This window comes from Mariniflexile aquimaris (assembly GCF_042676825.1).
Lineage (GTDB): Bacteria > Bacteroidota > Bacteroidia > Flavobacteriales > Flavobacteriaceae > Mariniflexile > Mariniflexile aquimaris.
In genome coordinates, this window is the sequence record NZ_JBHTIB010000008.1 from 78019 (window position 1) to 91685 (window position 13667).

Annotated in this window: 12 protein-coding genes and 1 riboswitch; all 12 genes read left to right on the top strand. The window is 36.4% G+C overall.

Annotated elements, in window-relative coordinates:
* Positions 1–101 precede the first annotated feature (101 nt).
* The 12 genes from ACFQ0I_RS05345 to metH all read left to right on the top strand — a co-directional run bounded on the left by ACFQ0I_RS05345 (position 102) and on the right by metH (position 13660).
* On the top strand, positions 102–365 hold the full coding sequence (locus ACFQ0I_RS05345; protein ID WP_379940120.1) for a DUF2061 domain-containing protein: 264 nt from the start codon (positions 102–104) through the stop codon (positions 363–365).
* 8 nt (positions 366–373) lie between these two features.
* Positions 374–994, top strand: coding sequence for a phosphoadenosine phosphosulfate reductase domain-containing protein (locus tag ACFQ0I_RS05350; protein ID WP_379940123.1), 621 nt, complete (start codon positions 374–376; stop codon positions 992–994).
* A gap of 153 nt (positions 995–1147) precedes the next feature.
* Entirely contained in the window at positions 1148–2053 is a 906-nt protein-coding gene (gene cysD / locus ACFQ0I_RS05355; RefSeq protein WP_379940125.1) for a sulfate adenylyltransferase subunit CysD, read from the top strand.
* A 97-nt stretch (positions 2054–2150) separates the two neighbouring features.
* Positions 2151–3398, top strand: a complete 1248-nt coding sequence (locus ACFQ0I_RS05360) for a sulfate adenylyltransferase subunit 1 (protein ID WP_379940128.1) — start codon at positions 2151–2153, stop codon at positions 3396–3398.
* A gap of 65 nt (positions 3399–3463) precedes the next feature.
* Positions 3464–5566: a HEPN domain-containing protein gene (locus ACFQ0I_RS05365; RefSeq protein ID WP_379940131.1), complete on the top strand. Its 2103-nt coding sequence runs from the start codon at positions 3464–3466 to the stop codon at positions 5564–5566.
* Positions 5567–5580: 14 nt separating this feature from the next.
* On the top strand, positions 5581–6342 hold the full coding sequence (cobA, locus tag ACFQ0I_RS05370) for a uroporphyrinogen-III C-methyltransferase (protein ID WP_379940134.1): 762 nt from the start codon (positions 5581–5583) through the stop codon (positions 6340–6342).
* A 14-nt stretch (positions 6343–6356) separates the two neighbouring features.
* Positions 6357–6941 carry a precorrin-2 dehydrogenase/sirohydrochlorin ferrochelatase family protein gene (locus tag ACFQ0I_RS05375; RefSeq protein ID WP_379941039.1) on the top strand — a complete coding sequence of 195 codons (585 nt, stop codon included), beginning with the start codon at positions 6357–6359 and terminating at the stop codon, positions 6939–6941.
* Positions 6934–7983 carry an NAD(P)/FAD-dependent oxidoreductase gene (locus ACFQ0I_RS05380; RefSeq protein ID WP_379940136.1) on the top strand — a complete coding sequence of 350 codons (1050 nt, stop codon included), beginning with the start codon at positions 6934–6936 and terminating at the stop codon, positions 7981–7983. The genes ACFQ0I_RS05375 and ACFQ0I_RS05380 overlap by 8 nt, the downstream gene beginning before the upstream one ends.
* A 51-nt stretch (positions 7984–8034) precedes the next feature.
* Positions 8035–8769: a serine O-acetyltransferase EpsC gene (gene epsC / locus ACFQ0I_RS05385; protein WP_379940138.1), complete on the top strand. Its 735-nt coding sequence runs from the start codon at positions 8035–8037 to the stop codon at positions 8767–8769.
* Positions 8756–9646: a cysteine synthase CysM gene (cysM, locus tag ACFQ0I_RS05390; protein ID WP_379940140.1), complete on the top strand. Its 891-nt coding sequence runs from the start codon at positions 8756–8758 to the stop codon at positions 9644–9646. The genes epsC and cysM overlap by 14 nt, the downstream gene beginning before the upstream one ends.
* A 150-nt stretch (positions 9647–9796) precedes the next feature.
* Positions 9797–9911, top strand: a riboswitch (SAM riboswitch).
* 51 nt (positions 9912–9962) lie between these two features.
* Complete coding sequence (locus ACFQ0I_RS05395) at positions 9963–10979, top strand: homocysteine S-methyltransferase family protein (protein WP_379940142.1); 1017 nt, start codon at positions 9963–9965, stop codon at positions 10977–10979.
* 5 nt (positions 10980–10984) lie between these two features.
* Positions 10985–13660: a methionine synthase gene (gene metH, locus ACFQ0I_RS05400; RefSeq protein ID WP_379940145.1), complete on the top strand. Its 2676-nt coding sequence runs from the start codon at positions 10985–10987 to the stop codon at positions 13658–13660.
* The last annotated feature ends 7 nt before the right edge of the window (positions 13661–13667 follow it).

The window sequence follows — 13667 nt, forward strand, 5'->3', positions numbered from 1 at the left end:
CGTTTTCTTAATTTTTTTACATTATAGTTTGATTTAAAATAAAAAGTTCTAAATTTGCAATTCCTACTAAATCGATAGGATTAATGTAATACTAAGTAAAAATGATTGAGCAAGTGTTAATAAATTCAAATCAAAGCGAGAAAACCACCTATAAATCAGATGCTGCTAAAGAAAAGCCGGCCAGAAGTGTTGTTAAGTCAATTAGCTGGAGAATAATCGGAACTTTAGATACTATTTTAATTTCATGGGTTATTACCGGACAGCTAACGTTGGCATTTTCAATTGGATCTGTAGAGTTAGTGACAAAAATGGTTTTATACTTTTTTCACGAACGAATTTGGAATGGCATTAAATGGGGAAAATAACATTGAAGATGATAACACAAGAAAAAATAAACGAATTAAATACGCTTTATAAAGATAAATCGCCTTCTGAAATTATCAAGAAGGCTTTTGAACTTAATAATGAGGCTGTTGTAACAACAAATTTTAGACCTTACGAAGCGGCTATTTTACATGCAGTAAGTGTGGTTGAAGCTAATATACCAGTAGTTTGGTGCGATACAGGGTACAATACACCACAAACCTATAGACATGCAGAGCAAGTAATAAAAGATTTAAAGTTGAATATCTTTTTATACGTGCCTAAACAAACTACAGCACATAGAGATGTGGTTTTGGGAATTCCCAGTGTAGATGCACCAGAACACGCATTATTTACAGAACAAGTTAAGTTGGAACCGTTTAGACGCGCTATGGAAGAGCATAAGCCAAAAGTTTGGTTTACAAATTTACGTCAAGGGCAAACAGCGTTTAGAGACAGCATTGGTATTTTTAGTGTTAGTAAAGATGGCGTATTAAAAGTGAGTCCGTTTTACTATTGGTCTGATGCCGATTTAGATAAATATTTAGAAGAAAACAAGTTGCCTAACGAATTTAAATATTTCGATCCCACAAAAGCTTTAGAGAACAGAGAGTGTGGATTGCATGCTTAATTGAGTTATAAAGTTATCAGGTTAAAAAGTTATAAAGTTGCGATTTGTGTTTTTAGCAAATAGCATAAAAGATTAAAATATAAAACAACAAAGATTCTTATTCCGCCCGAGTAAGAATTCCTCCCCCTTCGGGGAGGTTAGGTGGGGCCTATTATGAAGAAAGATACATCAAAAATAAATTCATTAGAAAACGAAGCGATATACATTATTAGAGAAGTTGCTGCACAGTTTGAAAAACCTGTATTGTTATTTTCTGGTGGAAAAGATTCAATTACTTTGGTACGTTTAGCGGTTAAAGCATTTTATCCTGCTAAAATTCCATTTCCTTTAATGCATATCGATACAGGGCATAATTTCCCTGAAACTATTGAGTTTAGAGATCGTTTGGTGAAAGAGTTAGGGTTGGAATTAATTGTTAGAAATGTGCAAGATTCTATCGATCAAGGTAAAGTAAAAGAAGAATCTGGTAGATATGCTAGTAGAAATCAATTGCAAACAACAACGCTTTTAGATGCTATTGAAGAATTTAAGTTTGATGCTTGTATAGGTGGTGCACGTCGCGATGAAGAAAAAGCAAGAGCAAAAGAGCGTATTTTTTCGGTACGTGACGATTTTGGTCAATGGGACGAAAAAAACCAACGCCCAGAGTTATTCGATATGTTGAATGGTCAAATTAATTTAGGGCAAAACGTACGTGTGTTCCCAATTTCAAACTGGACAGAATTAGATGTTTGGTCTTATATAGAACAAGAAAACATCGAAATTCCTTCTATCTATTTTGCACACAAACGTAAAGTATTCTTAAGAGATGGAATGATTTGGTCTGCAGAAGATGAAGTTGTTTACAGAGATGATAACGAAGAAGTGATTGAAGAAATGGTGCGTTTTAGAACTGTAGGCGATATGAGTTGTACCGCGGCAGTATTGTCAGAAGCATCCACAATTTCTAAAGTAGTAGAGGAAATTAGAGATAGTACTATTTCAGAGCGTGGTGCGCGTATCGACGATAAACGCTCTGAAGCAGCCATGGAAAAACGTAAACAACAAGGTTATTTCTAGCAGTAAGCTTCAGGCTTTAAGCCGTAAGCCAAATTAAAATTAAGATAAGTTTAAAATGCTTAAAGCGTAAAGCCTAAAGCATAAAGCAAAATATAAAATGGAAGTATTAAAAATTGCAACAGCAGGAAGTGTAGACGATGGAAAAAGCACCTTAATTGGGCGCATACTTTACGATACAAAATCATTAACCACCGATAAATTAGAGGCTATAGAAAAAACAAGTAAACAAAAAGGATACGATTACTTAGATTTTTCTTTAGCAACAGATGGTTTGGTAGCCGAAAGAGAACAAGGAATCACCATTGATGTTGCTCATATTTATTTTTCAACCAAAAAGAAAAGTTACATAATAGCAGATACGCCTGGTCATGTGGAGTATACACGTAACATGGTTACTGGCGCATCCACTTCACAAGCATCTATTATTTTAATTGATGCTAGGAAAGGGGTTATCGAGCAAACCAATCGTCACTTCTTCATCAATAATTTATTAAGAATTAAAGATGTTGTTGTAGCTATTAATAAAATGGATTTGGTGGATTATTCTGAAGATGTTTACAATAAAATCAAAGCAGATTTCTCTGAATTAATGAGTAAGAGAGATTACCAAGACCAAAAAATAACGTTCATTCCTGTAAGTGCTTTAAAAGGTGATAATGTGGTAAACCGATCAGGAAATATGCCTTGGTATAAAGGTGAAGCCTTATTAGAACATTTAGAGCAATTAGATAAAAAAGACATCTATAATGTGGGTACACCACGCTTCCCAGTACAATTTGTTATTCGCCCAAAAACGGAAGATTTTCACGATTTTAGAGGTTATGCAGGCAAAGTGTATGGTGGCGAATTAAGTGTTGGCGACGATATTTTAGTATTACCATCAAAAACAAGATCTAAAATTAAAGACATTTATTTCTATGATGAAAAGTACCAGACGGCTTCAAGACGTTCTTCGGTAACCATCACCTTAGAAAATGATATTAATGTAAGCAGAGGTGATATGATTGTAAAAGAAGGGGAATTACCAACCATCGATAAGCAATTTACAGCTAATATTTGTTGGATGGATTCAACACCTCTAGAAGCGGGATCAAAATATGTAATACAACATGGTGTTAATAAAGTTTTAGCACGTGTTGAAACAATCAACCATAAAATTCACCCAGATTATTCAGGTATAGAAAAGAATGTTAAAGGTCTAGGCGTAAATGATATCGCTTCGGTTACTTTTAAGTTTAATAAACCATTATTCTTTGATCAGTTTAAAAATCACAGAACAAACGGATCATTTATTTTAATTGATACACAATCAAATAATACCGTAGGAGCGGGATTTATTCAATAATAGCAGATTGATTTAAATATAAACACTAAAAAAAATTCCTTCTGCACAAGAAGGTCAGGTATGAGATGCAAAGTTTTAGAACGGAAATAGAAGATCCTATTGTCGAAAGGGATATTATTGAATTAGCCAAAAAAATTGAGCTATTCAATAAAGGTAAAATCGACGAAGAAAAATTTAGAAGTCTGCGTTTAGCACGTGGTGTTTACGGTCAGCGTCAAGAAGGCGTACAAATGATTCGTATAAAATTACCTTACGGAAAAGTAAAGAGTAACCAATTAAGAAGAATTTCTGATGTATCAGATGAATATTCTCGTGGGCGTTTACACATTACAACACGTCAGGATATTCAAATTCATTATGTAGATTTAAATAGAACACCAGAACTTTGGCAAGAATTAGAAAAAGATGATGTTACCTTACGTGAAGCTTGTGGAAACACGGTTAGAAACGTCACAGCATCAGAACTTGCCGGAATCGATGTTAACGAACCGTTTGATGTTTCGCCATACGCAGATGCCTTATTTCGTTTCTTCTTAAGAAACCCTATTTGTCAGGAAATGGGACGTAAATTTAAGGTCTCTTTTTCGTCTTCAGATGAAGATACCGGACTTTCGTACATGCACGATTTAGGTTTTATAGCTAAAATTCAAAATGGCGTTCGTGGGTTTAAAGTAATGATTGGTGGTGGCTTAGGGTCGCAACCACGTCATGCCGATGTACTTTACGATTTTATTGAAACCGATAAAATAATTCCAACCATGGAAGGTGTTTTAAGAGTTTTTGATCGTTTTGGCGAGCGTAGATCTCGTGCCAAAGCCAGATTAAAATTCTTAATTAAAGATATTGAATTAGATGCTTTTAGAGACTTAGTAAACCAAGAGCAAAACGCTATCGAATTTAAGTCGGTTGCTATTGATGCCGATGCTTATGTGGCTTCAAAACCTGTTTCGGTTGAAGCACCAGAGGTGGATATTAAAGATCAAAAAGCCTTCGAATTATGGAAATCTACTAACCTCATTCGGCAGAAGCAGGCAGGTTATGTGGCCATCGGAATAAAAGTGCTTTTAGGAGATTTTTATACAGATAAAGCAAGATTATTAGCAGATTTAGTTGATAAATATGCTGCTGGAGAAATTCGCTTAACCTTGCGTCAAAATATAGTAATTCCATTTGTAAAGGAAGATTTAGTACCATTCTTTTATACAGAATTAGAAAAATTAGGTTTCTCTGAAGCTGGTTATAATAAAGCCGTAGATATTACTGCTTGCCCTGGTACCGATACCTGTAATTTAGGAATTGCAAGTAGTACGGGTATTGCCGGAGAATTGGAGCGCGTAATAAAAACAGAATATCCTCAGTATTTAGAAAACAGCGACGTCGTAATTAAAGCGAGTGGTTGTATGAATGCTTGTGGGCAACATAATATGGCGAATATCGGGTTTCAAGGGATGTCTGTTCGTACGCCAGATAAATTAGTGGCACCGGCCTTACAAGTCTTAATTGGTGGAGGAAATTTAGGTGATGGTAATGGGCAATTTGCCGATAAAGTAGTTAAAGTACCAAGTAAAAGAGGGCCAGAAGCTTTACGTCGAATTTTAAATGATTTTCAAGCTAACGCAAATGGTAAATCGTTTGTAGAATATTATAAAGTAACTGGAGAACGTTATTATTATGATTTATTAAACGACCTTCAAGATGTAACGAACTTAACTCAGGAAGATTTTATTGATTGGGGTTCTAATGAAAAATACGAAAAAGAAATTGGTATTGGCGAATGTGCTGGTGTAGTAATCGATTTAATTGCAACACTGTTTTTTGAAAGCGAAGAGAAAATAGAAAACGCCCAAGAAGCATTTAACAATAAAGTGTATTCTGGCGCTATCTATCATGCGTATACGTCTATGGTGAATTCTGCGAAAGCTATGTTATTAGCAGAAAACAAAAGCACGAATACCCACGCCGGTATAGTAAGTCAGTTTGATGAATTATTTGTAGCTAGCGAAAAAATAGATTTAGGAACCTCGTTTTCAGAGTTAATTTATCAAATAAATAAATTCGCGCCAACCGAAGATTTCGCTTCTCGATATATCGATAATGCCAATGCATTTTTAGCGAAAGTAAGAGCTTTTAGAGGCGAGGATACAAAATTGAATCAAACTACGATTTAGAATAGGAGGTACAAATGAGTATTAAAATTCCAAAATTAACAGTAGTAGGAGCAGGACCAGGCGATGCAGATTTAATTACGATTAAAGCTATTAAAGCGATTGAATCTGCAGACGTGATTTTGTATGACGCACTTATAAATGAAGCACTTTTAAAATATGCTTCAAAAGATACCGAGCTTATTTTTGTAGGCAAACGTAAGGGGTGTTATGCCTATCAACAAGAGCAAATTAATGAACTTATTGTTTCAAAAGCTAACGAAAAAGGACATGTGGTTCGATTAAAAGGTGGCGATCCTTTTGTTTTTGGAAGAGGTGCGGAAGAAATCGATTATGTTAAACAATTTGGTTTAGAAACGTTTGTGGTTCCAGGAATTTCATCGTCAATTGCTGTTCCAGCATATCAAGGGATTCCACTAACTAAACGCGGAGCCGCAGAAAGTTTTTGGGTAATAACAGGAACGACTAAAGAGCATCAATTGTCTGCAGATGTTGCCATTGCGGCAAAATCTTCGGCAACCATTGTAATTTTGATGGGCATGGGCAAATTAGAAGAGATTGTGCGTATTTTTTCAGAAGAAAACAAACAAGAATTACCTATTGCAATAATACAAGAAGGCACTACCGAAAACGAAAAATCTGGTTTCGGTACCATTAATACGATATGCGAAATTGTCAAGGAAAAGCAATTATCAAATCCAGCCATAATCATTATTGGCGAGGTCGTAAAAGAGCGGGTTCAATTAACTTCAATAGTTAAAGAATTTCATAAAGTATAATCTCAATTGAAATGATGGAAAGGAATAATTTATACCCTATTTTTTTAAAGCTAGGGCATCTTAATGTGCTTATTGTGGGCGGTGGACACGTAGCCGAAGAAAAACTAACATTTCTCTTAAAATCGAGTCCAGACGCCAAAGTAACCATGGTGTCGCCAATGTTTCGAGAAGGTACCATAGAATTGGCTAAAAAAGGCGATGTTAAATTAATTAAGCGTCGTTACAGCAAGCGCTATCTAAAGGGCAAACATATTGTTATCGCCACGACCGATGTTCCTAAAGTCAATATTAAAGTACATAAACACTGCAGAAAAAGAAGCATATTGGTTAATGTTGCCGACAACCCACCGTATTGCGATTTTTATATGGGTGGTATTGTCACAAAAGGCAATGTAAAAGTGGCTATTTCAACCAATGGGAAGTCACCAACTACAGCTAAACGTTTACGCCAGTTTTTCGAGGATGTGATTCCAGAAAATGTAGACGATTTAGTTAAAAATTTAAATGAATATAGAAAAACAATAAAAGGTGATTTCGAACAAAAAGTGGAAACACTAAACGAATTTACTAAAGGATTAATTGAAAAGAAAAATGATTAAAACAGATATACTTATAATAGGAGCGGGACCAACAGGATTATTTACCGTTTTTGAAGCAGGATTGCTAAAATTAAAATGTCATTTAATAGATGCCTTACCACAACCTGGTGGACAATGTTCAGAGATTTACCCTAAAAAACCTATTTATGATATACCAGGATTTCCAGAAATATTGGCCGGCGATTTAACAAAAAACTTGTTAGAACAAGGCAAACAGTTTGAGCCAGGATTTACCTTAGGCGAACGTGCCGAAACTATTGAAAAGCAGGAAGACGGTTCTTTTATTGTAACAACTAATAAAGGCACTAAACACCAGGCGCCAGTGGTGGTAATTGCTGGTGGTTTAGGATCTTTCGAACCCAGAAAACCAGGATTGGATAACTTAGAAATCTATGAAGACAACGGGTTGGAATATTTTATTAAAGATCCTGAAGTTTATAGAGATAAACGTGTGGTAATATCTGGTGGTGGCGATTCTGCCTTAGATTGGAGCATTTTTCTTGCCGATGTGGCATCAGAAGTTACTTTAATTCATAGAAGAAACGAATTTAGAGGAGCGCTTGATTCAGTCGAAAAAGTGAGTGAATTAAAAGCAGCTGGAAAAATAAATTTAATCACTCCTGCCGAGGTAACCGAATTACATGGTGATGGAAAAATTGAAGCGCTAACCGTAAATAAAGAAGGAGAAGATTTTCGTTTAGAAACAGATTATTTTATTCCGTTATTCGGCTTGTCACCAAAATTAGGTCCTATCGCAGATTGGGGATTAGAAATCGAGAAGAATGCTATCAAAGTAGATAATTCACTTAATTACCAAACGAATATTCCGGGAATTTTTGCCATTGGTGATGTAAATACCTATCCGGAAAAATTAAAATTAATACTTTGTGGGTTTCATGAGGCAACTTTAATGTGTCAGGCGGCTTATCGAATTATCAATCCAGGGAAGCGATATGTTTTAAAATATACCACCGTAAGTGGTATTGATGGATTTGATGGTTCACGTAAAGAAGCGCCAAAAGCTGTAGTACAATCTATCTAATAAATAATTATTTATTGCGTATTTTTACGGCTTCAATTGTGATACCTAATCATGAAAAATTACAACATACGATTAAAAGAGGTTATCAAAACATTTACAAAACGACTGTTTTATAACTTGTTTGATGAGCTGGAAGACGAAACCATATTTTTAAAAAAAACGTTTATAGAAATAACATCCAAACTTGCTATCGAAAACGGTGAAGGGTTATGGAATGAGTTTCAAGAACAGTTTCCAACAATCAGAAAAAAGCTCGATTTAGATGCGGCGTCTTTTCTGAAAAACGACCCTGCTTCAACCTGCATTGAGGAAGTCTATTTGGCATATCCCGGATTTTATGCTATTTCGGTATATCGATTAAGTCATCAATTATATGTCTTAAAAGTGCCTATTATTCCACGTATGATGAGTGAATATGTACATGGTATTACGGGTATCGATATTCATCCGGGAGCAACTATTGGCGAATCCTTTTTCGTGGATCATGGAACAGGTATCGTTATAGGCGAAACCTCTATTATAAAAAGTAATGTAAAAATCTTTCAAGGGGTTACGCTGGGAGGTATTCAGGTGAAAAAGGAAATGAAATCGAGCAAGCGTCACCCAACCATCGAAGATAATGTTACCATTTATGCTAACGCAACTATTTTAGGTGGCGATATTGTAATTGGAGCAAATAGCACCATTGGAGCAAACGTTTGGATTACGCAATCGGTCCCAGAAAACTCGTTAGTGACCTATCAAACCGAAATAAAAATCAGACCCAAAAAAAATGGCATCAATTAAAGGTATCTTAGATCAAATAGGAAACACGCCACTTGTTGAGGCAACGCATCTCATTTCAAAAAAAGGTGTAAAACTGTACTTGAAATTAGAAGGCGATAACCCAGGAGGAAGCGTAAAAGATCGTGCGGCCTTTAACATGATTAACGAAGCTGTTAAGCGTGGTGATATTAAAAAAGGCGGTTATCTTGTAGAAGCAACAAGCGGAAATACAGGTATTGCCTTGGCGTTCATCGCTAATTTATTTGGTTTAAATATGGTGTTGATTATGCCTGAAAACTCTACGGTAGAACGGGTAAAAACGATGCGTGCATATGGTGCCGAAGTTATTTTAACACCTGCCGATGCTGGTATAGAAGGTTCCAGAGATTTAGCGTTTCAGTTACGTGATGAAAAAGGATATACCTTACTAAATCAGTTTGAAAATGACGATAATTGGAAAGCACATTATAAAACCACCGGTCCAGAAATTTGGAATGACACCGATGGTAAAATAACGCATTTTGTGTCGGCTATGGGAACAACAGGAACCATTATGGGCGTTTCAACTTATTTAAAAGAAAAAAATAAAACAATATCTATAGTTGGAGCACAGCCAGAGGATGGTGCTAAAATACCTGGAATTCGAAAATGGTCACCAGAGTATGTACCCAAGTTTTTTAATCGTTCCAAAGTAGATGTTGTGGTAGATGTTAGCGAACAAGATGCTAAAACTACAACGCAACGACTAGCTAAAGAAGAAGGGATTTTTGCAGGTATGAGCAGTGGCGGTTCGGTGTATTGTGCATTAAAAATTGCCGAAACGATTGAAGAAGGAGTCATAGTGGCCATTATTTGCGATAGAGGCGATCGTTATTTGTCATCTCCATTATTTGAATAGAATATTAAATCCTGTAAGGTTTTAAAAACCTTGTAGGTATTTATTTTTAAATGATAACAACACCTACAAGGTCAAAAAAAGACCTTGCATGATAATGAAAACAAAAATATTGTTAGTATTTTTGCTCGCTAGTTCATAAACGTATTAATAGTGTTATCAAGAAAGGTAGAGGGAATAGACCCGTTGAAGCCTTGGCAACCCTTTATGCTATTAAAGAAGGTGCTACGTTCTACTAATATTCCATAGAATATTGGAAAGATAACGAAAAGTGTTTTTTTTACTTTTCTTGATGACATACAGAGATAAAAAAATCAATATGTCAAACATACAAAAAGCTTTACAAGAACGTATTCTGGTACTCGATGGTGCTATGGGAACCATGCTTCAGCGCTATAAATTTACCGAGGCAGATTTCCGTGGTGAACGCTTTAAAGATTACCCAACACCATTACAAGGAAATAACGATTTGTTGTCCATAACCCAACCAGAAGCTATTAAAACCATTCACGGTAAATATTTTGAAGCTGGGGCAGACATCGTAGAAACCAATACCTTTTCGGGTACTACTATTGCTATGGCAGATTATCAGATGGAAGATTTGGTTTACGAACTAAATTATCAATCGGCTAAAATAGCAAAAGAAGTTGCCGATGAGTTTACAAAAAGAGAACCCAATAAGCCGCGTTTCGTAGCGGGGTCTATCGGGCCAACAAATCGTACCGCAAGTATGTCGCCAGATGTTAACGATCCAGGCTTTCGAGCGGTAACCTTTGATGAATTGCGCATAGCCTATAAACAACAAGTTGAAGCCTTAATAGATGGTGGTGTCGATTTACTATTAGTTGAAACGGTTTTTGATACGTTGAATGCTAAAGCAGCATTGTTTGCTATTGAAGAAGTAAAAGAAGAAAGAAATATCGATATTCCTATCATGTTAAGCGGCACGATTACAGATGCTAGCGGTCGTACCTTATCAGGACAAACAGCTGAAGCATTTTTAATTTCGGTGTCTCATATTCCGTTATTGTCCATAGGTTTTAATTGTGCGTTAGGAGCTAATTTATTGCAACCGCATTTAGAAGCCATCGCGAATAAAACCGATTTTGCTATTTCGGCGCATCCTAATGCCGGTTTACCAAATGCTTTTGGTGAGTATGATGAATCTCCAGAAGACATGGGCGAGCAAATTGAAGAATATCTAAAAAAGAATTTAATAAACATTATTGGCGGATGTTGCGGAACCACGCCAGAACATATTAAAGTTATTGCAGATATAGCAGCTAAATATAAACCACGAACTGTCACCCTGAGCGCAGTCGAAGGGTCACATTAAGAGTTATGAAAATTAAACAAACAAAATACATGCGTTTATCTGGATTAGAGCCTCTAGTCTTGAATGAAAACAGCAATTTTATCAACGTTGGAGAACGTACAAACGTTGCTGGCTCTCGTATGTTTTTAAGACTTATTAAGGAAGAGAAATTCGATGAAGCTTTGCAAGTAGCACGTCATCAAGTGGATGGTGGTGCGCAAATTATCGACATTAATATGGACGACGGACTGATAGACGGCAAAGAGTCTATGGTGCGTTTTTTAAACCTTATTGCTGCCGAACCCGATATTTCACGAGTTCCTATCATGATTGATAGTTCTAAATGGGAAATTATCGAAGCTGGACTTCAAGTTGTGCAAGGGAAGTGTGTGGTAAATTCTATTTCTCTTAAAGAAGGTGAAGAGAAATTTATTTGGGAAGCAAAGCAAATAAAACGTTATGGTGCTGCTGTGATAGTCATGGCCTTTGATGAGGTTGGACAAGCCGATAATTACGATCGAAGAATAGAAATCGCAAAACGTTCTTACGATATTCTAGTCAATAAAGTAGGATTCCCTTCAGAAGATATTATTTTCGATTTAAATATATTTCCTGTGGCAACAGGTATGGAAGAACACCGCCGAAATGCTATCGATTTTATCGAGGCAACACGATGGGTTCGACAAAATTTACCCAATGTTTCTGTAAGTGGTGGTGTAAGTAACGTATCGTTTTCATTCAGAGGAAATGATGGCGTTCGCGAAGCGATGCATTCGGTGTTTTTATATCATGCCATCCAAGCGGGTATGAATATGGGGATTGTAAATCCAGCTCTTTTAGAGGTGTATGATGATATTCCCAAAGATTTATTAGAGCATGTTGAGGATGTTATTTTAGACAGACGCGATGATGCCACCGAACGCTTATTAGATTTTGCCGAAACCGTAAAAGGTTCTAAGGTTGAAAAAGGAGTCGATTTATCATGGCGAGAAGGCTCGCTTCAAGATAAAATTACCCATGCCTTAGTAAAAGGGATAGATGCCTTTATTATTGAAGATGTTGAAGCTGCCCGATTAGAAGCCCAAAAACCCATCGATGTGATTGAAGGCCATTTAATGATAGGGATGAATGTAGTAGGCGATTTGTTTGGAGCAGGAAAAATGTTCTTGCCTCAGGTAGTTAAATCGGCGCGTGTAATGAAGAAGGCTGTGGGCTATTTGAATCCATTTATTGAAGCTGAAAAAGGTGAATTTCAAGAACCAGTAGGAAAAGTGCTTATGGCTACCGTGAAAGGTGATGTGCACGATATTGGAAAAAATATAGTAAGTGTTGTACTGGCTTGTAATAACTACGAGATTGTCGATTTAGGGGTGATGGTACCACCAGAAAAAATTATTGCAGAAGCGAAAGCGCACAATGTAGATGTGATTGGTTTGTCGGGGTTAATTACACCTTCGTTAGATGAAATGGTGTATTTGGCTAAAGAAATGGAACGTCAAAATTTTACAGTGCCCTTGCTTATTGGAGGAGCAACTACCTCGAAAGCACATACAGCAGTTAAGATAGATCCACAATATAAAAATGCCGTGGTTCATGTAAATGATGCCTCGAGAGCAGTTACTGTTGTTGGCGATTTACTGAATAAGAAAACGGCAATCGATTATGTGGCGAATATAAAAATGGATTACAATGAGTTTCGTGAGAAATTTTTAAAGCGTGGTAAAGAGAAATCATATATTTCGATAACCGAAGCCAGAAAACGTAAGTTTAAAATCGATTGGGAAACCACTGAAATTGTAAAACCTAAAGAGTTAGGCATTCAGATGCTTAAACAATTAAGTTTAAAAGAACTGGTACCGTTTATAGATTGGTCTCCGTTTTTTAGAAGCTGGGATTTACATGGTAAATTTCCAGATATTTTAAAAGATGATTTGGTGGGCGAACAAGCAACAACGATGTATGAAGAAGCTCAAAAAATGATTGAAACCATCATTGCGAAACAACTATTAAAGCCTAGGGCAGTTTTCGGATTGTTTGAAGCTAACAGCATTAATGATGATGATATTTCGGTTCAGAAAAAAGGCAAAGAAATAGCTGTTTTTAGAACCTTACGTCAGCAATTAAGCAAGCGTGAAGGGATTCCAAATATCGCGTTAGCAGATTTTATAGCACCAAAAGACAGCGGGAAAACCGATTATATGGGGGCGTTTTGTGTGGCCATTTTTGGCGCGCAGGAATTAGCTGATAGTTATAAAGCGAAAGACGACGATTACAACGCCATTATGGCTCAAGCCATTGCCGATAGATTTGCCGAAGCATTAGCCGAATATTTACACAAGCAAGTGCGCACCAAACATTGGGGCTATGCTGAGAATGAAGATTTAACAAACGACGATTTAATTAAAGAAAGTTATAAAGGCATTCGTCCGGCACCAGGATATCCTGCTTGTCCAGATCATTTAGAAAAGGAAACTATTTGGAGTTTGTTAGAGGTTGAGAAAATTATTGGTGTAACCTTAACCGAAAGTTTAGCCATGTGGCCAGCAGCTGCTGTTTCTGGATATTATTTTGGTAACCCAGAAGCGAAATATTTTGGTTTAGGAAAAATTACAGACGACCAAGTAACAGATTATGCGGTACGAAAAGGCATCACCAAAGAAAAAGCTAGCAAATGGTTGCATCCAAACATTGCAGAAGTATAATTTAACC

Coding starts and splice junctions, on each gene's coding strand:
- ACFQ0I_RS05360 (WP_379940128.1), top strand. CDS start 2,151: ATGGAAGTATTAAAAATTGCAACAGCAGGAAGTGTAGACGATGGAAAA.
- ACFQ0I_RS05375 (WP_379941039.1), top strand. CDS start 6,357: ATGGAAAGGAATAATTTATACCCTATTTTTTTAAAGCTAGGGCATCTT.
- metH (WP_379940145.1), top strand. CDS start 10,985: ATGAAAATTAAACAAACAAAATACATGCGTTTATCTGGATTAGAGCCT.
- cysD (WP_379940125.1), top strand. CDS start 1,148: ATGAAGAAAGATACATCAAAAATAAATTCATTAGAAAACGAAGCGATA.
- ACFQ0I_RS05350 (WP_379940123.1), top strand. CDS start 374: ATGATAACACAAGAAAAAATAAACGAATTAAATACGCTTTATAAAGAT.
- ACFQ0I_RS05395 (WP_379940142.1), top strand. CDS start 9,963: ATGTCAAACATACAAAAAGCTTTACAAGAACGTATTCTGGTACTCGAT.
- ACFQ0I_RS05380 (WP_379940136.1), top strand. CDS start 6,934: ATGATTAAAACAGATATACTTATAATAGGAGCGGGACCAACAGGATTA.
- cobA (WP_379940134.1), top strand. CDS start 5,581: ATGAGTATTAAAATTCCAAAATTAACAGTAGTAGGAGCAGGACCAGGC.
- ACFQ0I_RS05345 (WP_379940120.1), top strand. CDS start 102: ATGATTGAGCAAGTGTTAATAAATTCAAATCAAAGCGAGAAAACCACC.
- epsC (WP_379940138.1), top strand. CDS start 8,035: ATGAAAAATTACAACATACGATTAAAAGAGGTTATCAAAACATTTACA.
- ACFQ0I_RS05365 (WP_379940131.1), top strand. CDS start 3,464: ATGCAAAGTTTTAGAACGGAAATAGAAGATCCTATTGTCGAAAGGGAT.
- cysM (WP_379940140.1), top strand. CDS start 8,756: ATGGCATCAATTAAAGGTATCTTAGATCAAATAGGAAACACGCCACTT.